The organism is Paenibacillus enshidis, assembly GCF_042136365.1.
In the GTDB taxonomy this organism is placed as follows: domain Bacteria; phylum Bacillota; class Bacilli; order Paenibacillales; family Paenibacillaceae; genus Paenibacillus; species Paenibacillus enshidis.
On record NZ_JBHHMI010000014.1, the window covers coordinates 42,164 to 67,846 of the forward strand.

Consider the following 25,683-nt stretch of genomic DNA (forward strand, 5'->3'; position numbering starts at 1 on the left):
TATCCTAATACAACCGAGGAGTGAGGTCATATGGAACTCAAAAACAAGGTGGCTCTAGTTACCGGTGGCGGTACGGGTATCGGCAGGGCAACCAGCCTCGAGCTGGCTAAACGGGGTGCAGTAGTGATCGCTAACTACTCACGCTCCCAATCCGATGCGGATGAAACGGTGCAATGCATCAACAATGATGGCGGACGGGCTATAGCCATACAAGCGGATGTGTCAAGGGACGAAGAAGTACGAGCTATGGTCCAGGATGCCGTCAAGCATTTCGGTACAATCGATCTGCTCGTGAATAACGCCAGCATTACCATGCATATTCCGATGGATGATCTGGAATCGGCAGCGGAGGAAGTGTGGGACGAGCTGTTCGCTGTAAATGTCAAGGGCATGTTCTACTGCGCGCGGGCTGTTGCCCCGTTTATGAAAAAGAAGCAAAAAGGCGCCATCGTCAATCTTGGCAGCATCGCCGGGCAAACTGGACTGGGCTCCTCGCTTCCCTACGCCGTATCCAAAGCGGCCGTTCACGGCCTTACCAAATCACTGGCACGGGCCCTTGCCCCCGACATAAGGGTGAACTGCATCGTACCTGGTGCCGTAGCAACAAGATGGTGGGAAGGCCGGGAAGCGCAGATGAGCAGCCTCGCCCCCTATCTTCCTTTGCAGCGCATCTCGACACCCGAAGACATTGCCGCCATGATCTGCGCCGCCCTGGAGCAGGACGCTATGACCGGGCAAATCATCACCGTCGATAGCGGCCAAACCTTGTAATGCCAATTATGCAATTCCTGAGCAAATCGATAGCGAGCGATGACATTTTAATATTTGACAAATACCCAAGCATTTCATATACTTGACTCGTCAAAGATTGATATATCAAACAAATTAATGTTAGGATGAAGACTAATGACCTCTGCAGAGGAGAATTGTATTATTGATAGCCTTCAGAACCTATATTTCCTGATTAATTCCAAATTCGGGAGCTGTGCAGGCGTAAGCCCTTCAAGATTAAGACTGTTGCAGCAACTGTATAGTGCGGATGAAATCAGCCAAACAGCCCTGCAAAAGGAACTACAAATCGATAGTGCCGCGATTACCAGGCATTTGAAACAACTTGAAGCGGACGGTGTTGTCACTCGGCGTATGAATCCAGATGACAACCGTGTCACTTTGGTCCAGCTTACCGACCATGGCCGTCAGCAAATCGTCACTTACCAGGAAGAAAAAATCCGTTTCACCGCTCACATGCTCCAAGGCTTCAGCGAAGAGAAACAACAGCAGTTATCCAGCATGATTCATCGCTTGCAGACCAATATCCAAGACTACGAAGGAGTGAATGACAAATGAGTACTAAGCAAAAAAATAACGATTTTCAAGATATCTTCACAGGACGCCGTTCCATCAAAGTATACGATCCAACCGTTAAAATCAGCCGGGAGGAAATGACGGAAATGCTCAGGGAAGCCACGCTGGCTCCATCTTCCAGTAATATGCAGCCTTGGCGTTTCCTCGTGATCGATAGCCCTGAAGGCAAAGCGAAACTTACACCGCTGGCCCGCTTCAATTCAAGACAGGTGGAGACCTCTGCTGCGGTCGTTGCGGTTTTTGGGGATATCAACAGTGCTGAGAATCTCGAAGAGATTTACAGTAAAGCTGTAGAGCTTGGATATATGCCATTGGAAGTCAAAGAACAGCTAGTGCCCTTTATATCTGGATACTATGCCGACATAACGCCGGAAGTAAACCGGGACACTGTGCTTATTGATGGCGGACTGGTAGCCATGCAGCTCATGCTGGTTGCCCGTGCCCACGGATATGACACGAATCCAATCGGCGGTTATGAAAAAGACGAGATTGCAGAAGCCTTCGGTCTGGATGCGGAACGTTATGTTCCAGTGATGCTGATCTCCATCGGTAAAGCAGCAGACAGCGGTTACCCATCCTACCGCCTGCCTGTTGATAAAATTGCTTTCTGGAAATAATACACACGAGCATTCACCACAATCTTAAAGGAGATGACTGAACATGATCATTATTCATGCCACTTTTCACGTAAACCCAGCCAAGAACGAGGATTTTATGCGGGAGATTCAAACCTTAATTAGCGCCTCCAGAGAAGAAGACGGCAATATCTCGTACAGTCTGTATAAGGATACCGAAAAGGAATCCTCCTACACGATGGTAGAGGTTTGGAAAGACCCTAATGCCGTTGGTTTCCACAATCAGAGCGCTCATTTCCAGGCTTTTGTGGCCAAAGCCCCAGAGTATTTGAGCGCTCCAACGGAGATCAAGGCTTATACGGGAGAACCGATGGAGATTCCGGCCGGCTAAGGAAGACCCGGTAATCTAAACGGGTACCCATAGACTGGACACTTTAAAAAAAGGTGTTTGGGCTGTGGGTACCTTTTTGTATAGCATCGGCTGCCTCATCCACCTCACGTTGGGAGGCAAAGTTGCTGTGGTAGGCGGCGAGCGCCGCGTCCACCTCTTTACCACTCGCATCGGTCGCTTCAGCGTCATCGATCAGCGCTTTGAGCCGGTCCTTTACAGCCATACCCGGAGCAATGCGGGCTTGTGCGGCCTGCTCGAGAGCATACCCCATCCCGATCAGATCGGCCTCGGTAAAGGCATCCCCCGTAATCTGCAGATGAATCGGGAGTCCATTACTGCCATCCGCTGTATGGTACCCAACGGGAACCGTAATGCTGGGATAACCCGCCATAGCAGCAATCATCGTTGTTACCTCTTTGAATCCAATCAGCGCGTCCAGGCTGTACTTGGTCAACAGATAATTAATGCCGTTCTTCCTCGAAAACCGGATATCCGCCGCTCTATGCTCCTGCGCGGTCAGAGTATCCTTCGAGCCTGGCGTCATGTCGTAGCCTGCACACTCCTGGAGAATAGTTTGACCATATTTCAGTACATCGAGATGCCTGGCGTTATAATCAATAACGTCCTGCAGGCTCTTGATCACCGTCTGATGGTCGCTCGCCAGGATGGGCGTTGTTTGGGAATGGATATATTTTTCAATATCCTGCTTGAAGTCGTAAAACAGCACCTTTGTATCCGGGGCAGCAGGCAGTTCATCCTCCATATCGCCTCCATCCGCCGCATAGACAATTTTAGCCCCTTGCTCTTCAAGAACGCGCAGCACTTTTTGAAAGGCGGCATAAAGATCAGGGGCGTTTTCTTTATCCGGGGACTTGTAAACGCCAAGAGCTTTACCTTTAAGACCATCCTTGCTCAGATATGCTGTATAGTCCTTCATATACTCTTTCAAATAAGCCTCATCCACCACAATCTCATTGTCCACACCCATGTTGACATACTGGTCGCCAGGGTCATATCCCTGCATCACGGTTAGCAGCACGGCCACATCGGATACGTTCCGTCCCATGGGTCCGGCCGTATCCTGGCTGTGTGCCAGCGGGATGATCCCGTTGCGGCTGATGAGTCCGACCGTCGGCTTCAGGACGACCCTCCAACGTTCAGTACACCAGGCAAATAAGGGTTCAGCACCTGACCTTTCAGGGTAGAATAGCCGTTCCACATGCCATACGTAATGAAATTGGCAAACTCGGAAAGATTCGTTTTGCCTAGAATGATGGCGCCGGCTTTCTTAAGCTGAGTAACAACAAATGCATCCCGTTCAGGATAATGGTTCGCGAGCGCAATAGAGCCCGCCGTCGTGGGCATACCATCTGCCGCTGCCGTACCAATGTTATCCTTGATCAGCACAGGGATGCCAAACATTCCCTCAGCTTGGGAGGCATCCGCTCTCACTGCCGCATCACAATGTCTGGCTGACGCAATAGCATGTGGATTGATGACGGACACAGCGTTCAGCTTGACGGTATGCTTGTCATACAAATCAATTCTAGCCAAATACATATGGACCAATTTCTCATAGGTAAGCTTCCCGGCCTTCACCATCGTCTGCAGGTCTGCGATCGTGGCTTGATCCAGGTCCACGGTCATAGCATCGAGCGCAACGCGCAGGGCAAGCCTGGCTTCATTGATCTTTTCAACCGTGCTATCCGGTGTAATATGCTTCACCTTGCCCAAGGCGTGCTTCACGTTATCCGAATACGGTGCCGGAACATCGTCCAGGTTCACACTTTTTGCTTCTTCAACGACAGCTTTCAGATCATGCAGGGCAGCTGTTGTTGTAAGAGCACTCGCCATCCAACCGCTCTCCGTTCCCCCTCGTCCCATCTGAACCCATCCTCTACATAAATTTTTTAATACTCTCAGCGTATTCCTTATACCACCATTCCCATTCCGGTTTTCGCGGGGTGATCACCCCTCCTTCGCGGAGATCAGCGACTGCTAGCTCGGAGAACCACTTCGGGTGAAAAAAAGAAACCAAATCGCTTGCGTTTTATATAGCAACTTGGTTTCTTCTGAATTAACTTGGGATTTTCTGGTATAGATTAATGCTGTTGAACCTCTCCTTGGGCGAAGCTGCCGGTTCCCTGGACGTTTCTTCCGTACAATTCCGGTCTGGCTGTGAGTCTTCCTCCAGCTTGGCATCGATATAATCGAGCACCGTTTGGAGGTCCTGCATCTGTTTTTGCACCCGTTCCCGATGGCTCTTCATCATATCATACAGCTCCGGAAGCTCCTCCTTTGTGGCGTTCCGGGGCATATCCAAATACGGCTTCATTTCCTCCAATGGCATGCCTGTTTTCTTCAGGCAGTTGATGAGCTGCAGCTTGTACAAATCCTCCTGACTGTATGTCCGGCGTCCGTTGTCCATTCGCTGCACGCGCGGCAGCAGGCCGATCTTTTCGTAGTATCGAAGGGTATCCTCTGACAATCCGGTCAACTGTGAAGCCTTTTTGATGGTAACCATATCAAGCCCCTCCTATCTGCTCATGTATATATTATAAAACCTGGAGTCGACTCCAGGTCAATGGGAAATAAAGAGTAAAATAGTTTGACTCAAACTGCTTGACTTGGAGTCGACTCCAATAGATATACTAGCTCCATCAACCAGTTTTACACTGTTTCATAATGGGAGGAGTTCATAATGAGTGAACATAAATCAACCAAAGTTGCACTGATTACAGGAGCAGGGGCCGGAATCGGCCTGCAGCTAACACGCCGCCTGCTGGGTGAGGGCTGGGAGGTTGCAGCTCTCATCCGGTCCGTATTTTCCGAAGAAGACAGCATGATCCGCGAAGCCATCAGTAAAGGCCAGCTGCGGGTATATAAAGCAGAACTTACAGATTTCAGCCAGCTGCGGCGGGTGCTTAACGAGGTCAATGGCAAAGAAGACCATATCGACGTTCTCTTTAACAATGCCGGGGGAAGCCTGCCCGAGCTGCGCTTCTCTCCACAAGGACGAGAGATGCATTATGAGCTGCAAACGGTCGTGCCGTATATCGTATTCATGGAGCTGAAAGAGCTGCTGCAAAAAGGGGCCTTAAAGACGGTGGTGAACACCTCCTCTGCAGCTCTCCGTCACGTCAAACGCTTCAATCCTGATGAATTGCCGCGCCCGGCAGGATTTAAAAAGCTGACCGGTCCCTATGCCACTACCAAGCTGGCTCTGTCACTTTGGACCCGGGAGCTCGCCGCGCCGATGGCGGCAGAAGGGTTTCGTCTGATCAGTGCAGACCCTGGCTCCAATAACACATTGAGACCGACGAAGAAATCCGGCCTTCCGCCGGCTGTGAAGCTGTTGATGCGGTTATTCTTCTCCCATCCGAGCCAAGGGGCCGACCTGTTGTGGGACGGGGCATTCAAAGAAACCAGCTGCCCACCGGGCTCGTTTGTGGTGAAAGGACGGGCAGCTGAGCTGCCATACGCAGAAGCCAGCGGGAAAATTCTGAGTATGGTGCAAACGATATATGAGCAGGAATTTAAGGCTGGTCGGGATTAAGAAAGTACTGCTTTTCAATTTGACAAATCACTATTTTTTTCATATCATTGACCCATCAATAATTGATGGGTCAATTTAATTATCTATGGTCAGGAGGGGAGCTGTTGACCGATTCAGTGGAAAAATCCATTATTGATAGTCTTCAGAACCTGTATATCCAGCTAAATGCCAAATTCGGACACTGTACCGGTGTCAGCCCGTCAAGATTCCGGCTGCTGCAGCAGCATTATTATAATAACGAAATCAGTCAAACGAGCCTGCAAAAGGAATTACAGATTGACAGTGCCGCGGTGACCAGGCATTTGAAGCAACTTGAAGCGGACCGCATTGTAGAACGGCGCATGAATCCGAATGACAACCGTGTCACCTTGGTTCGACTCACGGAGCATGGACGGCAGGAAATTGTGGCTTACCGGGAGGAAAAGGTTCGCTTCATGACTCAGCTCCTCCAGGGCTTCAGCAAGGAAGAGCAGGAACTATTTTCAGACATGATCCAACGCATGCAGACCAATATCCAGGACTACGTAGGAGAGAAATGACAAATGAGCAACACGCTAAAAAATAACGATTTTCAAGATATTTTCGGTGGACGGCGTTCCATCAAGGTATACGACCCAACTGTCAAAATCAGCCGGGAAGAGATGGCGGAAATTCTTACAGAAGCCACCCGCGCCCCGTCCTCCGTCAATTTGCAGCCATGGCGTTTCCTGGTGATCGAAAGCCCGGAAGCCAAAGCGATACTTGCTCCGATGGCCCGTTTTAATCAAAGACAGGTAGAAACCTCCGCCGCAGTAATTGCGGTATTCGGTGATTTGAACAGCATTGAGAATTTAGAGGAAATTTACAGCAAATCCGTGGAGCTTGGCTATATGCCGCAGGAGGTCAAAGAGAATCAGTTACCGATAATATCCGCATACTACGGCAACATGCCGCCAGAAGTAAATCGGGACACTGCTCTGATTGATGGCGGGCTGGCAGCCATGCAGCTCATGCTGGTGGCCCGTGCCCACGGCTATGATACGAACCCGATTGGCGGCTATGAAAAAGACAAGATTGCGGAAGCCTTCGGCCTGGACCCGGTTCGCCATGTTCCGGTTATGCTGATTTCCATCGGCAAAGCGGCGGACAGCGGTTATCCATCCTACCGACTGCCAGTCGACAAGGTCGCAATCTGGAAATAAAATGTTAGCAAATCATTTACACTAAATTTATAGGAGATGGACCAACGATGATCATTATTCATGCTGCTATGCACGTAAACCCGGTCAATAACGAGGAATTCTTGCAGGATATTCAAACTCTGATTGCTGCTTCCAGAGAAGAAGATGGCAATATATCGTACAGCCTGCATAAGGATACCGAGAAGGAATTCACTTACACGATGATTGAGGTGTGGAAAGGCCCGGATGCTGTCAGCTCCCACAATCAAAGCGCACATTTTCAGGCTTTTGTGGCCAAGGCGCGAGGTTATCTTGCCGCTCCATTGAGTATCAAGGCATACACAGGTGAGCCGCTGGAGATTCCGGCCGGTTAGTGCCCATTTACAGTTGAAGGCCCGGTAAGCTTGTTATTAGAGCTAACCAGGCCTTCTTTTTTTTAATCATCCTCCGAGGCTCCTATTCGTTCCAAATCAGTACCCGAATTGGTGTCGGGTTATAGGCGTTACAAGGGTTGTTCAATTGCGGACAATTGCTGATAAGCACCATGGAACGGCAGCTTGATTGAACTTCCACGTAACAACCCGGTCCGGATACACCGTCTTCGAACGTAAGCCCTCCCTCCAGTGTAACCGGCACATTCATGAAGAAGTTGATGTTCGGCGATAAATCACGCTTCCCGTACAAGTGACCTTCCGGATGCTTCGACAGCTCCAGCATAAACGTGTCCCGGCAGTTGTGCATATAGCCCTTCTCATACGCATAGCGGACCGTGTTGCTCTGGGACGAGCAGGCGCCCCCCAGCGTATCGTGACGGCCGCAGGTATCAGCTACAATCCGGGCAAGCTCCTTGCCGGACTCGGCGAGCAGCGAAGAGCCTGTCGTCAAATAAATGTTATTTTGCGCATTAATTGTTTGGACTGAGCTGTAGTGATCCTCCGGATTATCCGCGTCGTATAACAGTGTATCCGCCGCCTGGTTCCCTTCCAAATCAACAATACGCAGCACTTGTCCCGGCTGCAGCTCATGCATCCAGCCCTGCCCTGCAGAAATAATCTTGTCGTAAACAGCCGCCTCGGCCATTCGGGGGCTTTCCACCCGATAAAATGCCTTCATACTTTTAACCCTCCTTCACTTTTGGTATATACTCAGCTTTGAAGCGCGTAGTAATTCCAGGTATTATCAAATGCCCGGCGGTTCTCTGGACGATAGTTGACGCAGTGATCCTGGGAATCGACCGGCAGCGCAGGAAGCACTTCGATTTTGACCGGCACGGACGGATATTGCCCGCCAGGATCAAGCGGATGTGGAGTATTCGAAAAAATAACGAGAACGTCCATTTCTGTACGGAATGTAACGACTTGTCCAGCCAAGCAGTGGTTTTCAGCAAAATGCATATTTCCTTCCTCGTCGCAGAACACCTTGGAGAACCAATTAACTACGGGTGACATGTCCCTGTTGCCAAGTCCGCTGCGCACCAGCTCCACCGCCAAATTTTCCTGGCCGCTGCGCAACCATTCGTTGCGCTGTTCCTGATAACTGCTTGGCCCGTATTTTTCATCGGTTGAAGCACGCGTCGTATAACCTCCGAGCGGGTCATGCCAGCCCAGATCGTCCTGGACAATGCTAGCCAGCACCCGTCCATTGTCGCTCATCAGTACGTTTCCCTTCGTTAGATGCGCCGTGTGCTGGGCCTTCAACGTATCCGGCATGTTGTACCTCTCCGTCAAATCACGGGCATGATACATCAGCATCGAAACATTTGCTCCCTTGTCAAGAGCTGTCAGACGGACCAGCCTGCCTTTTCCGATCACGCCGGACCACTTCCCTCCCGGATGCATCGTTTCACTCCAAATTACGTTCATGATGGTTCACTCCTTTTCCCTGTGATTTACACCGAATATGAACGAAAAAACAACAAGGAGACATCATCTTGAGGCTTGACGCCTTTCCGATATCTCCCAGGTTTTTGTCCTTCCGTGTAGTCCCGCTTTCGAGACCGTTTACTCTCGGACCAGACTCTGTTTCCAGACGGAACCCTAGTAAACTAAAAAACTATTCGGTTTACGTCGACGGACGTTATGTCAGATAACATAACAACAAATTCGTCCGCTTGTCAAACAATAAAAATTTTCCTTGGTTATAAAATAATTTATATTTATCCTCTATCAATTACAACTGAACCGCCTTGAATCCAACTCTCCCTCCCTTTACTTCTTATCCAGAAATCTTGATTTACCATGCATATTCAACGCTTCAATACAAATACGAGCCCATTTTTTTGTGAAATCTTCACAAAAACCGATCAGTAAATCAGACTCATTCTGTAAATGAACAATAAAAATAATTCAGTTTATTTGTGATGTATTGACAGCTTTCGACAACAGGAACCATAATTAAGAGCATAATTTGATGTAAAATTAATTCACAAAAATCTATCATAAACAAAAGAATATTAACACCAAAGTTTTTTCGTGTAATAAATAATAACACTAAATCCGATTCATTCTTTTAAAACCGCAGCTTGCGAATTTCATTAGAAAGGGGTTCACAGTTGGAGAAGCTGACCATTGCCACATTGAAGACTATGTATAAGAACAAAAAAACAACACCACAAGTCCTGATTCAGTCCATTATTGAAAGAGCGGAACAGAACCAGCATTTAAATATCTGGATCGTCCCTCCTTCCCTGTCATTCATTCAGCCTTATTTGGACGGTCTGATTGACAAAGATCCAGAGCATCACCCGCTCTGGGGAGTTCCTTTCGCGATTAAGGACAATATCGATCTGGCCGGGATACCCACTACAGCGGCATGTCCCGCTTACGTCTATACGCCCGAACAAAGCGCGGAAGTTGTTGCAAGGCTTATCGAGGCCGGGGCCATTCCGGTCGGCAAAACAAATCTGGACCAATTCGCCACAGGACTGGTCGGCACTCGAAGTCCTTACGGGGAGACGCATAACGCTCTGATGCCCGAACTGATCAGCGGCGGCTCCAGCAGCGGCTCGGCGGTGGCGGTCGCCAGTGGACAAGCCGTCTTCTCGCTCGGCACTGACACGGCTGGCTCGGGACGCGTTCCTGCCGCATTGAACAGTCTCATCGGCTACAAAGCGTCGATTGGCGACTGGCCGGCGAAGGGGGTTGTACCGGCTTGCGCCACTCTCGATTGTGTGACCGTATTCACGTCCGCGCTTGAGGATGCCTATCTGGTCGATTCCGTCGTGCGCGGAGTAAAGGACAAAGATAACAGTTCCCACATTTACCCGACTATCGCTTCAAGCAAACCACGAAAACTACTGCTGCCGAAAGAGCCTCTCTTCTTTTACGGAGACTATCAGGACAGTTACCGGGCAGCCTGGGACAAAGCAGTCAAGCGTTTGGAGCAATGCGGAATTCCAATCGAATATATTGACTGCGATATTTTCAGTAAAGTATCCAGCATTCTGTATGACGGTCCCTGGATCGCCGAACGCTGGTCCGATTTAGGAGCATTTGTGAACTCGCATCCCGGCGAGATCTTCCCGGTGACGGAGCAAATTCTCCGCTCCTCGCTTGACCGGGGATATGATGCCGCCTCGGTCTTTACGGCACTGCACCAGCTTCGCGAATACAAAGAGCAGACGGATCAGATGATGCAGGACGCCATTCTCGTGATGCCGACCTGTGGCGGAACATATACGCGGGAGCAGGTGGCGGCCTCCCCGATTTCCACGAACAGCGACATGGGCTATTACACCAACCATTGCAACCTGCTTGATTTAAGTGCTATTGCTCTCCCATCCGATTACGCGGATGAGCGACTGCCTTTTGGCATTACCATGTTCGCCATGAGGGGTCAGGACCGCCTCCTCAAAGGTGCAGCCATCGAATTTATAAAGACCGATGCCATCGAACTGGCCGTGTGCGGCCTGCATATGCGGGGCTTCCCGCTGGAGAAGCAATTATTGGAATGCGGCGCCGCCTTCGTTCGGCCTGACCGGACAGCCCCCTGCTATCGCCTCATTCGACTGGATACAATCCCACCCAAGCCCGGTCTGATTCGTTCCGAGCTTGGAAGCTCTATTGAGCTTGAAGTGTGGCGGATTCCCCTGCACCAACTGGGTGAATTCATACGCAGAGTCCCTGCCCCCCTCGGGCTTGGAAAAATAAAAATACAGAGCGGCAGCGAAATCACAGGCTTCATATGCGAGCCCTATGCCGAGATCGGCGGAGAAGATATTACCGAATATGGCGGTTGGGCGGCCGCGGAGCAGAGCAGCAAGCCCGCGACAGGATAAACGTTCCACATTCACCAAAAGGAAAGAGGCGAGAACCATGATAACGACCGGCACTTCCTCGGAGCAGGCCTCCTTCGCCTTCCGCTGCAGAGACCTGTTTCATATGACATCACTCCCTGACCTGAAGCTGCTCGCGGGCGAAACCCGACTGGACAACATCATCAGCCGGGTCAACATCATGGAGGTTCCCGATATCCAGAACTGGGCACAGGCCAACGAATTCCTGGTGACAACCGCTTATTCGCATCATCACAATATGGACGCTTTTCTAGACATTATTCCGGAGCTCGTCGAGCGGGGAGTTGCCGCGCTTGGGATTAAGCCCAAGCGATTTATTACCGAAATTCCTCAGCAAATCATTGACTGTGCGGACATGCATCAATTGCCGCTATTCGAGCTGCAGGAGTCAACGATCTTTTCCAATGTGGTGCGTGAGGTCATGGAGAAGGTTATTTCCCTGGAGACGAGAAATGTCCTGCTGCTGCAGCAGCGGCTTGAACAAGTGTCAGAGCTGATGCTGCACGGGCGGGAAATCCCGCAAATTATCGAAACGGTCGAGGACATGATTGGCAACCCGCTCTGCATTCTCGACGCCTTCAGCCAACTTATCGCTTCGCCCAGGCATGAAGCCTATTTCAAACCGTTCCATAGCCAACTGCAAAGCCTTGACTCCAGGTCGTCCCCGAGGCACAGCGTAATGAAGGTTCAGGACAAGACCTCCCCGGAGGGCAGTGTGAACCTGCATATGTTTAACCTTTGGGAAACGGAGAAAGATCCGGTGCTCGTGCTGCTTGCCGAGAAGAATGGCGCTTGCAGCGAGCTTGATTTATCCACCGTCTCCCGTATCCTGCTGCTGCTGAACATCAGATTAAGCGGAGAGAACACATACAAGCTTGTTAAGGCCAAGTACTTTGACGATTTTTTGAAAGACTGGCTGGCAGGTGTCATCCCCAGTCCGGAGGAGCTCGACATTAAAGGGCAGCTTTACGGCTACGACAGCCTCTCATCCAACAACTACCGTGTAGCTGTCGTCAAGTTTCATTCCGGTTCACCGCCAATTCCGGATAGAGCGCTGATCGCTGAACTGAACCGCTCCACGCTGAAGAATACTCTGTTCACGGGCATCGGCGGAAAAATCGTCACGCTCCTTCCGCAGCATTCAGACAGCAGCGCCTCATTTTCGCCGGAAGATGCCGAACGACTCTCCCACCAGATTGCCGATGTATGCGGCACGAACGCCTTCTCCTTATGCATTGGTGAATCCAGCGAACCCATGTCCGTCCACAAAGGCTATATCGATACGGAGAACTTATATGTCGCGTCCTGCATCAGCAAGGAACACGCCAAGCTGATCACCTGGGAGCAGCTCGGTATATATGCCGTCTTGAGCCTGCTGCCCAAGCACACGAACATCGATAAATTTTTGGAGCGCTATGTCAAACCCATGGTTCTATACGACGAGGCGCATCATTCCAGTCTCATTCAGACACTGAAGGTCTATTTTCAAATGGGCTGCAACATCAAGCTTACCGCTCAGGCAATGTATACCCATTACAATACCGTTGTGTACCGTCTCGACAAAATCAAGTCTATGCTGGGCATCTCGTTTGACGATCCGGAAGCACGGCTTCAGCTGCAGATGGGCTTGAAGATCTATGAAATGGGAGAGTAGAGCAGACAACCTATGAAAGGGGAGATTTGAATGAACAATCGAAGCCTGTTTCGGATCCGCCGGGATATCCACCCCCGCCTCTTTAACTCCATTATGGCCATTACATTTTTATTACTGATTGTTCTGTGGTATGTAGGCAGCAACTTCTCCGGCATTGAGCCCATCTTTCTACCGACTCCGCAAGCCACCTTCTCTTATCTGTTCTCAACGATTCAGGATGGGAGCATCTGGCAGGATATCGGCATCAGCTGTTACCGCGTGTTGATGGGGTTCCTGATCGCCGTAGTCATCGGTGTGCCCCTGGGGCTTCTCTCAGGCACCTACAAGGTAGTGAATGCCGTTATGAAGCCGCTTATTGAGTTTTTCCGCTACTTGCCGGTATCCGCCCTAATCCCGCTGATCATGGTCTGGACCGGGGTCGGTGAAACCGCCAAAATTACTATCATCGTCATAGGCGCCGTTTTCTCCATGACGGCCATGATCGCAGATATTGTCAAGGGCATTCAAATTGACCTGATCAACACCGCTTATACGCTCGGTGCTTCACAAGGACAGGTCATTGGGCACGTGATCATTCCTGCCATCATGCCTAACGTTATGGATACGATGCGCATGGTGATGGGCTGGGCCTGGACGTATTTGATTATGGCAGAGATGCTCGCCTCCAATTCCGGCCTCGGCTACAACATTATGATCGCGGAACGTTTCATGAAAACCTATATCATTTTTGGCGGAATATTCGTGATTGGCCTGCTTGGACTTTTGTTCGACCGTATATTCGCCCTGATCAACAAGCGCCTTTTCCATTGGGCTGAGGATGTCTAAAAAAACAGCAATTACGCAAAAGGGGGAACCTCCATGCAGCAACAAGCGTCCAACGCAAAAATCTCCTGCAAAAACCTTAACAAGATTTACCGGTCCAAAAAATCGGAAACGTTCGCGTTGAAGGATATCAACATGGATATCGCAGACAATGAATTCATTAGCGTGGTTGGCCCCTCCGGCTGCGGTAAATCAACCCTGCTCCGCATCTTTGCCGGGCTGGATGAGGCTACCACCGGTGACGTTATGGTGGATAACCGGATTATGACAGGACCCGGTGCAGACCGCGGCATGGTGTTCCAGGCTTATACGCTTTTTCCGTGGCTGACGGTAGAGAACAACATACGCTTTGGCTTGAAGGTTAAAAAGATGTCAAAAGCCGAAGCCGACCAGATTGTCGAGAAGTATTTGAAGCTCGTCGGCTTGACTGATTTCCGCCACAGGCTGCCAAAGGAGCTTTCCGGAGGCATGAAACAGCGTGTGGCTATCGCCAGGGCGCTTGCGAACAGCCCCGAGGTGCTGCTTATGGATGAACCGTTCGGCGCACTTGATCCGGATACGAAGGGAAACATGCAGTTGCAGCTGCGCGAACTATGGGAGAAAGAAAAGCATACCGTCATCTTCATTACACATGACATCGAGGAAGCGGTCTTTCTGTCCCAACGAGTATACGTCATGAGCGCCCGCCCGGGACGAATTATTGCGGACATCGCGATTGATCTGCCTACCCGCCGTGATCTTGATTTGAAGGATACCCATGAGTTCATTCAAATCCGGAAAAAGATTCACAGTCTGCTGCACTCCGGTGATTTCAGGAACGAGCTTCATGCGGCAACCTAATCTGATTTCAACCTTCCGCGAGGATGTGCCCTTTCTGAAGAGCTTCCTGCTGCTGTCTCTGCCGATTGGGCTGCAGAGTATGCTTACGAGCATAACAAATACGCTCAGCTCGTTGATGGTAGGTCAGCTCGGAGACCTGCAGGTATCCGCCACCACCCTGGCCGGTCAAGTCTTTTTCATCTTGAACCTGATCATTGTCGGGATCGTCAGCGGGGCTACCATTTTTGTGTCGCAATATTACGGCAAGGGGGACCGGAGCCACCTTAAAATCGCTTCTGCGCTAGCCTTCTCTCTCATCCTGGCCATCAGCGGACTATTTACGATCATCGGGCTGTGTTTCCCTCAGCAGGTGCTGAATGTATTCTCTAATGATAATGAAGTAATCCTGCCAGCTGTGCATTATCTGCAGGTTGTCTGCCTGAGTTATTTGCCAACAGGAATGTCGCTCGCCTGCACCATGATTTTTCGCAATATTGGACAGCCCGGATTCCCGCTGCGCATTGCCGTCCTGACCATCTTCGTCGATGTAGTTCTCAGCTACGGGCTCATCTTCGGCGTCTATGGCCTTCCGGCTCTCGGTATTCAAGGTGCGGCTTGGGCAATTGTCGCTGCGAGAATGATTGAAATGCTCATCATGACGAGTGTGCTGTACAGCAAATTCAGGAGCTTTGCACCACGGATCAACGATTTGCTCTCAGCCAGAAAGCAGTTCCTGTCCGTCTTTTTCAGAACCTCCTTCCCGGTCATTATGAACGAGACGATATGGAGTATTGGCTACGCCTTGTACAGCGTAGTCTTCTACCATATGAGTTACACGGTAGGCGCGGCGGCAGGCATTGCCAAGGTGCTGGAGCAGCTGCTTATTGCCTTCTTTATCGGTGCCGGACAAGCGGCTGCGATCATTCTCGGCCAGACGATCGGTGAAGGCAGCCCGGAGAAAGCCCCCTACTACTCGAAGCGAATGGAGTCTTATACCGCCATACTCGGTGTTCTTACCGGCATTCTTATGGTCACGGGCGCACCGTTTATGCTCCTGTTATATCAAGGAATTTCGGATGAAGTACGCAATAACGCCATTCTCATTATTATTTACCTGGCTGCTATTATGCCCGTTAAAGGCATGAATTTCATCCACATCATGGGTACGCTGCGAGCGGGTGGAGATACGAAGATGTGCTTCATCATTGATAATTTGACCCTTTGGTGCGTATCACTCCCGCTGACATTCCTGACCGGCTACGCGCTTGGTCTCGGAATTGAAATTGTGTTTCTCTTCGTCATCATTGACGATCTTTGCAAATTCGCCCTTGTCCGGATCAGGATCCGGAGCAACAAATGGATTCGCAATCTGGTGAATTAACTTGCCGGATGATAATCAGCCATAAAAATTTTGTATTGGAGGCGGAGAAACGATGAAAAAACAAAACAGACCCGGATTAATAAAAACGGGAGCCACCCTGCTGCTATTGGTGACGATGGTGACCAGCTTGCTCGCATGCGGAAACAGTAATTCCGCGAGCGGGACGGCAAGTACAGGGGGCAGCAGTTCTGCAGAGACCCAGGAACCTGTCGTTGTAAAAACGGCCTATGCGCCGTTTATCGGGGGCATCGGGGTATACGCAGTGAATGACAAGCAATTTGATCTGGCTCATAATGTGGATTTGCAGATCGGCGCCTTCGGCAACACTTCGCCGCTCATGAGCGTTATAACCGGGGATGTCGACATTGTTTTTACAACCCTTCAGTCCTACCTCGTTTCGATTAACGCCCTGATTGAAGAAGGCTCCGATATTTCCAGTCTGCCGAAAATCGTTTATCTGCACAACGCTTCTACGGGAGCTGACGGGATTGTAGCCGATGCGAGCATTAAAACGGTTGCCGATTTGAAAGGAAAGTCCGTTACTGCCCAATACGGGGAAGTCACGCACTATATGCTGGCGAAGGCACTGTCAACGGCCGGACTTACGGTCGAAGATATCAATCTTGTCGACATGGGGCCTGGCAAAGGGGGTGCCGCTTTTGTTGCAGGCAGCGTCGATGCCGCAACGACATTCGAACCATATCTGTCGCAAGGTACGACCGCCCGAAACGGCAACATTATTATTTCGACCGCAGACATGGAAAATACGATCCTCGACGTAATGGTCGTATCCGCCAAGAACGCGGAAGAAAAACCGGAATGGCTGCAAAACACGCTTAAAGCGGTTGAGGATGCCACACAGTATGTAGAAAGCGATCTTGATGCCGCCGCCGAGCTGACAGCCGACGATCTTCAGGTTAGCGCCGAGGAAGTAAAGACGATGTTCCCGACTGTTCACCTGTACACGCTGGAAGATAATCATGAGGGGATGGACGCTGGTGGATGGCTGTATGAAACGATGCAGGATGTCGTGAATTTCTATAATTCCATTGGTGTCATTAAAGAACCTTTTGACGTAAATGAGCTCGTGTCCACAGACTTCCTGTGGTGACAGAGGATCGAAAATAACCATTCCTTTCACAGTAAGACCCAAAACATAAACGCGGGCCGGGCTGACGTTGTTTCACCGAATGGCCCGCACCCAACCATATTGGAGGCGGTAATTATGATTACGATTCCCGAGCATAGCGTATATATCCTCATCGACGTACAAAATTCCGATCCGGCCAAACATCCGCGTGGAATTCCGGAAAAAAGGCTGGCCTACTTAAAAAATGTGGAGCGCGTCACTGAATATTTTCGGTCACGCGGTGACGTGCCGATCATCCATATTCGCGAAATTCACCGCAAGGATCTGGTCGATTTCGGACGCGAGCTTGACGGCGCGGAGAACATCCACTGCGTCGAGGGCACTCCGGAAGCAATCTATTACGAGCCAACTGCCCCAATCGAAGGTGAATATACGATTGACAAGCGCCGGTACAGCGCATTTTTTGGCACTGATCTTGAAATTCTGCTGCGCGGACTAAAGGCCGAGCATCTATTCTTGGTCGGAGGCATGACCGACATCTGTGTTCACTACACAGCCGTTGACGCGCATCAGTACAACTATCACGTTCACGTATTCAAAGAAGCCTGCGGTACGCCAAGCAGCGACGAGGTCGCACAGGCGGCCCTTGACAACATTGAGTATTTTCAAACCGGCTCCGTAATTTCCGTGGAAGACTTGTTCAATTAAACCCCCAGAAGGAGGAGACTTGTATGGCTAAAATACCTGAACATAGTGCGCTTCTTGTTATCGACATTCAAAACGATACGGAAAGCGACGCCATTCCCGTCATGGAGGGTGGCACATGCATGCTGAACGCCCCGAAGGTTATTAAACATTTCCGTGAACTTCATTTACCGGTTATCCAAATCCGCGAGCTTCACCGCGCCGACCATAGCGATTTCGGACGTGAGCTGGACGGTGTAGAGAAGGTTCACTGTCTGGAGGGAACTCCAGCCGAAGAGTTTCACCCATCCACGGCGCCGATTGAAGGGGAATACATTATTACAAAGCGTCGGTACAGCGCCTTCTTTGCGACTGATCTTGATCTGCTGCTCCGCTGCCTTGGTATTAAGCGCCTTTATCTGATCGGCGGCATGACCGACATCTGCGTCCGCTTCACCGCTGTGGATGCCCATCAGCATGATTACCATTTCCATGTCGTATCCGACGCCGTTATAGGTACAAGCCGGCAGGCTCACGACATGGCGTTAAAAAATATGGAATATCTGCAAACAGGCGCAAATATCACAACCGCAGACGTGCTTGCACTGACCTGTTAACCGGCATATGGAACATTCAAGAGAGCTTACACAGGCAGGTTGGAAACGGATTGCCAACCTTGTTGACTTGCGCCGGCAATCCATGACGGAGCTGAGCAATCGGATATGGGAACTGGCCGAAACGAAGTTCGAGGAATTCGAATCAGCCAAACTGCTGATGGACAAGCTGCAGCAGGAAGGGTTTGTGGTCGAGCGGGGCATCGGCGGGTTGCCCACGGCATTTATGGCCTCTTATGGGACTGGCCGCCCGGTTGTTGCGATACTCGGCGAATACGACGCCTTGGACGGCTTAAGCCAGAAAGCAGGTATAGCCTTTCAAGAAGCGATTTTGGAGAGAGGCAGCGGCCATGGATGCGGCCATCATTTGCTGGGAACGGGATCTTTGGCTGCAGTGCTTGCCCTGAAGACTTTTATGGAAGAAACCGGACTCTCCGGAACAATCCGCTATTATGGATGTCCGGCCGAGGAAGGCGGCTCCGGTAAAACATTTATGGTAAGAGAACGAGCTTTTGACGGTGTGGATGCGGCCCTGACCTGGCATCCGGGCTACAGCAATGCCGTCGTCTCCCAGACATCCTCGGCCAATTTTCAGATCCGCTACCGATTCCATGGACAAAGCTCCCATGCGGCGGCCAGTCCCCATACGGGAAGAAGCGCACTGGATGCGGTAGAGCTGATGAACGTAGGAGCCAATTATCTAAGAGAGCATGTTCCGCCGGAAGTGAACTTTCATTATGCTGTTACGGATACCGGCGGATTCTCTCCCAATGTCGTACAATCGACGGCAGAGGTCATGTATTTGATCCGTGCTTCGGAGGTGCGTCAGGTGGAGGATATTTACGCGAGGATTAACGATATTGCCAAGGGGGCTGCCCTCATGACGGGAACGGAGCCGCAGATTCACTTCGAGAAGGCTTGCTCCAACCTCATACCGAACGTGACATTGGAGCAGGTAATGTATCAATGCTTTGATGCCCTTGGGGTACCTGAGTTTACTGAGGAAGAGCAGAGTTACGCAAGCTCGATTGTATCGACACTACAGCAGGAACAGGCTGCCGCTGAATTCTGCCTGCCGGAGACGCTGGATCCCTATGAACCTGTGACGGGACGTATGCTCGGATCGACGGACGTCGCCGATGTCAGCTGGATTATTCCTACGGCTCAGCTGGAAACGGTATGCTATGCCGCCAATACGCCGTTTCACTCATGGCAGATGGTCGCACAGGGCCAGTCAACAGCCAGCCATAAGGGAATGCTGCATGCTGCCAAAGTAATGGCAGCAACCGCAGCGGAACTACTTGCTCATCCAGATATCATTGAGGAGGCCAAACGTGAGCTGCAAAACCGGGGCGGCATGGAGGGGTACGTTTGCCCGATACCCGCCCATATCCAACCACCTGTAAAGGATCCGGGGAGAGCGTAGAGCTAACAAAATAATATATCGATTAATGACCGGAACAAGTGCCCCCATTTTCTTGAAGAGGCACTTGTTCCATATATGGAATTAAAAACCTTTTTTTACTTAGCTGCAATGGATTGCTTTAGCAGTCTACCACAACCCCAAAACCCGAACGGGAATTCCATCCAACGCTTCAATCTTCGCTGGGAAGAGTAGATTTTGGGATCCCTCTTCTTGTTTGCCATGTCCCAACTGCCCGTTAGTTGGCCGGCTCAGCTGGCGCTGTTGGCGCTACTGTATCCGATGACGCTGTCGGATTTTTTTCAAGGGAAACGACTTCGCCAGTTTTGGAATTTACAAATGCGATGTAGATATCCGGGTTGCCACCATCACCTGCAATAGAGAGTTGCACAGTCTCACTGACCTTACTGGTCTCACTGGAGCCGGTTTCTCCATTTTTAGCCACTACAGCCGGCTGGGCATCTACAACCTGGACATCCGCGAACGATACAAAATAAAACGTTCCCTCCATATCCTCTCTCGTGCAGAAGACCGGGAAAGCCTTCATGCCATCCAGGGATACATCAAATTTCTCCTCAAGCGCTTCCTGGGCAATGTCCACCGCTTTGTCCTCGCTCATATCTTCGCTTGTTTTCTCGGGAGTGGCCGAGAAGCCTGGTGATAATGCGAAGTCACTGACTGACCCTTCCTTGCCGCTTGTTTTCTCGGGAGTGGCAGGGACCGCGGGACGAATTTTGCCCTCAAACTCTGTTTGCTGATGCTGACCGGTCACCTTTACACTGGGAGCCGTATCATTGGCAAACGCATAGGTTGACAATGCACCGTTCCCCGCGATTAAAGTCACTGCCGCTCCGACCGTAAGTGCTGTGGCATAAAGCTTCTTTTTCATTTTCCTTACCTCCGTCATTTGATTGATTGGGATTTCGTAACTACAAGCTCATTATGAGGGGGGCGTATTATGGACTAGTGTTCGAGTTGTAACGAAGCTGTAAAATGAACGGACACCTTCGTATACTCGTGTTCTTTGGATTCAATCCACAGCTGCGCATGGTGGAGCCGGGCAATTTGACTGCAGATGGACAGCCCCAGCCCGATGCCTCCCAGCTCTTTGGAACGGGATTTGTCTACAACGTAGAAGGCTTCGGTAATTTTTTCGATATCCTTATCCGGGATGCCCTTTCCGAAATCGGTCACCTCAATGGCGACATGCGAGTCCCGAAAGTTGCTTTTCAGAAGAATTGTACTCCCGTCAGGAGAAGCCTTGATACTGTTTTCCACCAGGTTCATGAACAACGTCTGCAGCAGTACGGGATCTCCATATATCCGCTCTGCCTCGCATTCCTTCACCAACTTGATCTGCTTTGCTTGCAAATCATGCTGCTCCATCTGTTCCACATAAGCAAACAAGGCTTCAACCTCCACGGGCTGCAAGGTAATCTCCTCGTTCTTCAAATACAGCAGCTCCATCAATTTTCCTGACAGCAAATCCAGCCTGGCCACATGCTCATGAATGTAATCAATCGCCATTCTGCGGTCCTCCTCCGTGCTGTTGGCATGATTTAAAAATTCGCTATACCCCTTGATCGCCGTAATCGGCGTCTTCAGCTCATGAGTCAGATTATTGATGAAGGTTTCCTTGTCTTCGTTTGCTTTCTGCATCGTTTCAATATTTGTGGATACTGCATCCACCATTTTGTTGAAATCCCCGGCCAATTCGGCGATTTCGTCGCTTCCGCTAATCTTGACTCTTTGGTGATAAGCTCCCGCAGCGATGTCCCTTACCCCTTTGTTCAGATTTCGGATCGGGGCAGTCAGCCGGAACAGCAGCAGAATGAGCACGGCAGATAAAACGACGGAAATGACCACACTCAAGGTTATAAAATAGCTGATCAGCGTATTGTAATAATCCTGCAGATAAGCGGAGCTCCTGGATATGACCAGCTTGAGCCCGTTAAACTCCATGCTACCGCCCACAAAAATCCACAGCTCCCCGTCAAGCTTCCGATATACCGTTTCGCGCTGCTCTCCCTGCAATTCCTCGCGCGCGCTCTCAAACTGATAGGCATTGGAGAAGACCAGCCGCTCCCCTTCATACACCTCCATCAGAACGCCCTCTGCAAAGTAATTATCAGCAAAACCGGAAATCACAAGCTCATAAGCCGTACTGCCGGTGCTGTTAGCAAAAACCTGCAGGATATAACTTAGCGAGTTATCGATGCTCTCATATTCGCTTACACCTCTGGACATATCCATCTGCTCGTTTAACTGGTAGCTTTTTTGCAGCAAGGCATAGGCCCCGATATCAAAAGCGATCAAGAAAACCAGCAGCACACACAAATACGTTTTCTGCCAAAATTTCACCTTTACACCTCAAGCCTGTAACCGTATTTGTACACCGTCTTGATGCGGTGCTCCCAGTTCAGCTTCTTTCGCAGCCGCTGAATATGCACGTCCACGGTTCTCGTTTCCCCATAGAAGTCAAAGCCCCAGGTCTGCTCGATGATCTTTTCGCGGGAAAGCGCGATATTTTTATTTTGAATGAGAAATTCGAGCAGTTGAAATTCTTTATTGGTCATTTCCACGACTTGTCCGTTCACCGTGACGATATGCTTGTCCAGATCCACCGTCGTCCCGTCCAGACTGAATTCACTTGTGTTCTTCTGGTTTCGGCGCAGCACCACATGAATCCGGGCAATCAGCTCCACCGCCTCAAACGGTTTGACGATATAGTCCTCCGCCCCGATCTCCAGGCCGTGCACTTTATCTGAAACGGCATTTCGCGCTGTCAGGAAAATCACCGGAATGCCCCGTTTCACAAAGCTTCCCACGAGATCAAATCCGTCTCTGCCCGGCAGCATCACGTCCAGAATGACCAGATCAATCCGCATTTTGTTCAGCAGCTCCGGGATTTGCTCGCCGCTGTACAATTGAACGTACTCATGCCCGACCATTTTCAGATTCAGCGCAATCAGGTCGTTTATTGCCTTCTCATCATCGACGATCAAAATTTTGGCCATCTTATCACACTCCACCGCCATGATACCAAATCCCCGCTTGAAAGTTATTATAGAGTTTTGAGCCTCCAGCATGGCTAAAGCCATGGGATTCTTAGCTAGTTAACGCACGCAGGCCATTTCTGTTTTGTGCAGACTGCTAAGTTAAGAGCTAGCTCATTAGCTCATCCTGGATCAGAGCCTATAGCTATCCAGGCTGATAGACTGTTACCATCTATCACAGGTTGGCCATGATGTTGATTGCTCCAACTCGGTCGCGGTGTGCGCGATACCCACATGAACAATGATACGTTCGGTCCATGGCCTTGTTCCGTGTCCCACAGTTAGGGCAGGTTTGGGAGGTGTATGCGGGATTCACTTCGATGACCCTAATCCCGGCCAAGGCCGCTTTGTATGCGATAAAATTTTGCAGTTGATAGAACGTCCAGTTGTGCAGGTTTTTAGCGTTTTTACGACTTGTTCTTGTCGTTTGGCGAATGTTCGTTAGCTTTTCCATCTTGATGACCGATACGCGCTCTTCCATTGCCATGTTCACAATCTTTCGGCTAATTTTGTGATTTTGATCTTGAATGTAGCGATGTTCTTTATGCTCCTGCTTGCGGATCGCAGACAGCTTCTTTAACTTGCCCAGCTTTCTTCTGCGTTCTTTGTACTTGCGGCGCATGTACTTGTTTTGTCTACCATCCCCTACAAACTTCGTCCTACCTGTAGAGGTGACCACGACGGCAGGAACTTTTAAGCCCAGGTCGATTCCCATCATGGCGCCGTCAGGGGCTGGTTCTATCTTTTTCTTAACTGAAATTTGAACGTACCACTTCCCCAACTTTTCCACCAATTTTAACAGGCCCGGCTTGCCGCTGGATAACACCTGTTGTTCGCGTTCTGTTACATGAGCCGGAATCTGGAGCCGCTGCGCCTTTCCGCCCGACATCACAGGGAAAGCAACGCTTTTGTCCCCAAGGGAATAGTTCTGGTTGTTGACGTAGTAGGCTCTGCGCTTGAGTATCGAACGTTTTCCTTGCTTTTTCGCCTTTTTATGAATACTTCGTGCATCTCGAATGGCCTGGTTCTTGACGGCAGAGGGAAGCTTGGCATCGACATCCTTGGAGGTGAGCTTGGGAAATGTTCCCGATGCTTCCGCTTGTTCGGTAAGGAGATTGACCGTTTGGATGTATTCGTCTCCCATCTCCTTCAGCAAGGAAACATCATTTGGAAATATTCGAATTTGAACGGTTACGGTTGGCATGGTTTCACCCCCTCGTCTTTTGTTCTTCCACATAACGTTGGATGGTCTCGCTCGAAACATTCCCTGCCGTGCTGACAAAATAGGAACGTGTCCAAAGGCTGGGCAAATGCTGCAGATGTTTAAATTCCTGACGCAACAACCGCGAGGTTGTCCCTTTCAATGCTGCCATAATGTCTGCCGGAGAATCTGTTGGCAACACGTTTAAGAAGAGATGCACATGATCGGGCATCACTTCCATCGCAATCATAAGCCAATCGTTTTCCTGACACAGCTCTTGCACAAGCTCTTTAAATCGCGCTTCGACTTGCCCCACAAGGACCTTCCTTCGGTATCGCGGGCAAAACACAAAATGATAGTTAATGAGTGACACGGTGGTTTTCGTTCTTCTATGTTCTTGTCCCATAGTTTGATTGTATCAGTTTGAATATATAACTGCAACTTTATTCAAAAATACAGGACAATTAAGCTGTCTAAGACAGCCCTTGTCCTAAGCCGATAAAGCAAAAAGAGCCTGAAACGAGTCAGACTCTTAAATGTATGGGTTTATTCCTTCACCAGCCCACGAATAAAGGCCTCAAAGCTTGGCGCAAGCCGTGTGATTGCATAATTGTTGGCTTTATCGACATGCACAACCTCCGGTGCGCCGTCATTGCCGGAGTCGCGGTAATCCAGCATAACCGCTGCCGCTTCCGAAGGACAGTCACAGATGATCACGCCAAATTCAGGGTATCCCTCCTGTTCAATCCGGAAGCGGCTGCCTGCTTCTCCGCACAATGAACGCTTCTTCTCTCTGCCAATGCCCAAAATACCGGAAATAGCGATATGTTCCCTCTCCCCGGACACCGGGTCAGCCACCGGGAAGCTTCTGCTGCGGGGAACACCCCCGTTATGCTGCTTCATCATCTGTACATAGAAGGCCGGCAGTCTGAAAACAAGCTCTTCCTCCACGGAAGCGATCAGCTCATCGGTCGGCGGGGCCATCACATATTGCTCCAGCGCCAGGTCGCTGTCCTCCCAGAAGTCCGTAAAATCAACCTCCGATTCCAACGCAGCTTCAGGTGCACCATCAGCATGGACAGGTACACGGGCGGGGACAGCGGCTGCTTCCTTCGCCGTCTGCTGCGGTACCTTATCCCGGATCAATTCCAGAAACTCCTGAATTTCTTCATCCCCAGGCTCTAACCGGTCTGCCGCTTCGAAGGCGCGCAACGCCTCCTCATACCGGTCCAGATAATAGTAGGCAAAGCCTATACGATACTGCCACAACGGGTCCACTTTACCCTCATCCGCCACGGACAGGAACTGCTCGACCGCCTCTTCATAACGCTCCAGATTGTTCAGCGCCCTGCCCAAATGGTTGGTCAGCTCATAGTCCCGCTCCTCCGCAGGAATGTCCATCACGGCATTTACGATTTCCTCGAATTCATCCTCTTCATGCCACGCCTCCAGCTGTGGCAACAGCTTGTCCTGCATCCACTCAGCCCCCTAGTTTCGTTCTTTGTACAATTTTAACATTCCCGGCAGCCCCATCTCCAGCCTGCAAAGCATGTATAATGGCTTTCACTTCTCTCTATCATACCCTATGTCTGGCAGGG

25 protein-coding genes, 2 pseudogenes and 1 riboswitch are annotated in these 25,683 nt (G+C 50.4%); of the genes and pseudogenes, 17 read left to right on the forward strand and 10 right to left on the reverse strand.

Features of this window, described 5'->3' with window-relative positions:
- Window positions 1–30: 30 nt before the first annotated feature.
- The 4 genes from ACE41H_RS15980 to ACE41H_RS15995 all read left to right on the forward strand — a co-directional run bounded on the left by ACE41H_RS15980 (window position 31) and on the right by ACE41H_RS15995 (window position 2,331).
- Window positions 31–771 (forward strand): SDR family NAD(P)-dependent oxidoreductase, encoded by a 741-nt coding sequence (locus tag ACE41H_RS15980; protein ID WP_375356429.1) that lies wholly within the window; start codon window positions 31–33, stop codon window positions 769–771.
- Window positions 772–906: 135 nt separating this feature from the next.
- Window positions 907–1,347: a MarR family winged helix-turn-helix transcriptional regulator gene (locus ACE41H_RS15985; protein ID WP_305753969.1), complete on the forward strand. Its 441-nt coding sequence runs from the start codon at window positions 907–909 to the stop codon at window positions 1,345–1,347.
- On the forward strand, window positions 1,344–1,982 hold the full coding sequence (locus ACE41H_RS15990) for a nitroreductase family protein (RefSeq protein ID WP_375356431.1): 639 nt from the start codon (window positions 1,344–1,346) through the stop codon (window positions 1,980–1,982). The genes ACE41H_RS15985 and ACE41H_RS15990 overlap by 4 nt, the downstream gene beginning before the upstream one ends.
- Before the next feature lie 43 nt (window positions 1,983–2,025).
- Complete coding sequence (locus ACE41H_RS15995) at window positions 2,026–2,331, forward strand: putative quinol monooxygenase (RefSeq protein WP_375356432.1); 306 nt, start codon at window positions 2,026–2,028, stop codon at window positions 2,329–2,331.
- A gap of 43 nt (window positions 2,332–2,374) precedes the next feature.
- Here the strand turns inward: ACE41H_RS15995 and ACE41H_RS16000 are convergent.
- A pseudogene (locus tag ACE41H_RS16000) lies at window positions 2,375–4,215 on the reverse strand (amidase family protein).
- Between the two features lie 193 nt (window positions 4,216–4,408).
- Window positions 4,409–4,855 (reverse strand): MerR family transcriptional regulator, encoded by a 447-nt coding sequence (locus ACE41H_RS16005; RefSeq protein WP_375356433.1) that lies wholly within the window; start codon window positions 4,853–4,855, stop codon window positions 4,409–4,411.
- 177 nt (window positions 4,856–5,032) lie between these two features.
- Here ACE41H_RS16005 and ACE41H_RS16010 point away from each other — a divergent pair, with 177 nt between their 5' ends.
- The 4 genes from ACE41H_RS16010 to ACE41H_RS16025 all read left to right on the forward strand — a co-directional run bounded on the left by ACE41H_RS16010 (window position 5,033) and on the right by ACE41H_RS16025 (window position 7,421).
- Window positions 5,033–5,887, forward strand: coding sequence for an SDR family NAD(P)-dependent oxidoreductase (locus ACE41H_RS16010; RefSeq protein ID WP_375356434.1), 855 nt, complete (start codon window positions 5,033–5,035; stop codon window positions 5,885–5,887).
- Window positions 5,888–5,991: 104 nt separating this feature from the next.
- Entirely contained in the window at window positions 5,992–6,426 is a 435-nt protein-coding gene (locus tag ACE41H_RS16015; protein WP_375356435.1) for a MarR family winged helix-turn-helix transcriptional regulator, read from the forward strand.
- A gap of 3 nt (window positions 6,427–6,429) precedes the next feature.
- Window positions 6,430–7,068, forward strand: coding sequence for a nitroreductase family protein (locus ACE41H_RS16020; protein WP_375356436.1), 639 nt, complete (start codon window positions 6,430–6,432; stop codon window positions 7,066–7,068).
- A gap of 47 nt (window positions 7,069–7,115) precedes the next feature.
- Window positions 7,116–7,421 (forward strand): putative quinol monooxygenase, encoded by a 306-nt coding sequence (locus tag ACE41H_RS16025; protein WP_375356437.1) that lies wholly within the window; start codon window positions 7,116–7,118, stop codon window positions 7,419–7,421.
- Window positions 7,422–7,503: 82 nt separating this feature from the next.
- Here ACE41H_RS16025 and ACE41H_RS16030 read toward each other — a convergent pair whose 3' ends face one another.
- Window positions 7,504–8,160 carry an urea amidolyase associated protein UAAP2 gene (locus ACE41H_RS16030; protein ID WP_375356439.1) on the reverse strand — a complete coding sequence of 219 codons (657 nt, stop codon included), beginning with the start codon at window positions 8,158–8,160 and terminating at the stop codon, window positions 7,504–7,506.
- Between the two features lie 32 nt (window positions 8,161–8,192).
- Entirely contained in the window at window positions 8,193–8,909 is a 717-nt protein-coding gene (locus ACE41H_RS16035; protein ID WP_375356441.1) for an urea amidolyase associated protein UAAP1, read from the reverse strand.
- A gap of 91 nt (window positions 8,910–9,000) precedes the next feature.
- A riboswitch (guanidine-I (ykkC/yxkD leader) is annotated at window positions 9,001–9,098 on the reverse strand.
- Window positions 9,099–9,598: 500 nt separating this feature from the next.
- On the opposite strand from ACE41H_RS16035, the gene ACE41H_RS16040 reads away from it, so the two are divergent.
- From ACE41H_RS16040 to ACE41H_RS16080, 9 genes are all read left to right on the forward strand, one after another.
- Window positions 9,599–11,323 carry an allophanate hydrolase gene (locus tag ACE41H_RS16040; protein ID WP_375356442.1) on the forward strand — a complete coding sequence of 575 codons (1,725 nt, stop codon included), beginning with the start codon at window positions 9,599–9,601 and terminating at the stop codon, window positions 11,321–11,323.
- Window positions 11,324–11,360: 37 nt separating this feature from the next.
- A complete protein-coding gene (locus ACE41H_RS16045; RefSeq protein WP_375356443.1) occupies window positions 11,361–12,995 on the forward strand; it encodes a PucR family transcriptional regulator in 1,635 nt (544 codons plus the stop codon).
- 30 nt (window positions 12,996–13,025) lie between these two features.
- Window positions 13,026–13,820: an ABC transporter permease gene (locus tag ACE41H_RS16050; protein WP_375356444.1), complete on the forward strand. Its 795-nt coding sequence runs from the start codon at window positions 13,026–13,028 to the stop codon at window positions 13,818–13,820.
- 33 nt (window positions 13,821–13,853) lie between these two features.
- Window positions 13,854–14,657, forward strand: coding sequence for an ABC transporter ATP-binding protein (locus tag ACE41H_RS16055; RefSeq protein WP_375356446.1), 804 nt, complete (start codon window positions 13,854–13,856; stop codon window positions 14,655–14,657).
- On the forward strand, window positions 14,644–16,017 hold the full coding sequence (locus ACE41H_RS16060; protein WP_375356448.1) for an MATE family efflux transporter: 1,374 nt from the start codon (window positions 14,644–14,646) through the stop codon (window positions 16,015–16,017). Before ACE41H_RS16055 ends, ACE41H_RS16060 begins: the two co-directional genes overlap by 14 nt.
- A gap of 52 nt (window positions 16,018–16,069) precedes the next feature.
- Window positions 16,070–17,128: an ABC transporter substrate-binding protein gene (locus tag ACE41H_RS16065; protein WP_375356449.1), complete on the forward strand. Its 1,059-nt coding sequence runs from the start codon at window positions 16,070–16,072 to the stop codon at window positions 17,126–17,128.
- A gap of 114 nt (window positions 17,129–17,242) precedes the next feature.
- A complete protein-coding gene (locus ACE41H_RS16070; RefSeq protein ID WP_375356450.1) occupies window positions 17,243–17,815 on the forward strand; it encodes a cysteine hydrolase family protein in 573 nt (190 codons plus the stop codon).
- Between the two features lie 23 nt (window positions 17,816–17,838).
- Window positions 17,839–18,408: a cysteine hydrolase family protein gene (locus ACE41H_RS16075; RefSeq protein ID WP_375356451.1), complete on the forward strand. Its 570-nt coding sequence runs from the start codon at window positions 17,839–17,841 to the stop codon at window positions 18,406–18,408.
- Between the two features lie 7 nt (window positions 18,409–18,415).
- Entirely contained in the window at window positions 18,416–19,831 is a 1,416-nt protein-coding gene (locus ACE41H_RS16080; RefSeq protein WP_375356452.1) for a M20 family metallopeptidase, read from the forward strand.
- 235 nt (window positions 19,832–20,066) lie between these two features.
- Here the strand turns inward: ACE41H_RS16080 and ACE41H_RS16085 are convergent, their stop codons facing one another.
- From ACE41H_RS16085 to ACE41H_RS16110, 6 genes and pseudogenes are all read right to left on the reverse strand, one after another.
- Window positions 20,067–20,717, reverse strand: coding sequence for a hypothetical protein (locus ACE41H_RS16085; protein ID WP_375356453.1), 651 nt, complete (start codon window positions 20,715–20,717; stop codon window positions 20,067–20,069).
- Between the two features lie 74 nt (window positions 20,718–20,791).
- A complete protein-coding gene (locus ACE41H_RS16090) occupies window positions 20,792–22,189 on the reverse strand; it encodes a sensor histidine kinase (protein ID WP_375356454.1) in 1,398 nt (465 codons plus the stop codon).
- 2 nt (window positions 22,190–22,191) lie between these two features.
- Complete coding sequence (locus tag ACE41H_RS16095; protein WP_375356456.1) at window positions 22,192–22,845, reverse strand: response regulator transcription factor; 654 nt, start codon at window positions 22,843–22,845, stop codon at window positions 22,192–22,194.
- 161 nt (window positions 22,846–23,006) lie between these two features.
- Window positions 23,007–24,088: pseudogene (locus ACE41H_RS16100) on the reverse strand (RNA-guided endonuclease InsQ/TnpB family protein).
- Window positions 24,089–24,092: 4 nt separating this feature from the next.
- Complete coding sequence (gene tnpA / locus ACE41H_RS16105) at window positions 24,093–24,491, reverse strand: IS200/IS605 family transposase (RefSeq protein WP_375356457.1); 399 nt, start codon at window positions 24,489–24,491, stop codon at window positions 24,093–24,095.
- Window positions 24,492–24,631: 140 nt separating this feature from the next.
- Window positions 24,632–25,561, reverse strand: a complete 930-nt coding sequence (locus ACE41H_RS16110) for an SMI1/KNR4 family protein (RefSeq protein ID WP_375356459.1) — start codon at window positions 25,559–25,561, stop codon at window positions 24,632–24,634.
- Between the last annotated feature and the right edge of the window lie 122 nt (window positions 25,562–25,683).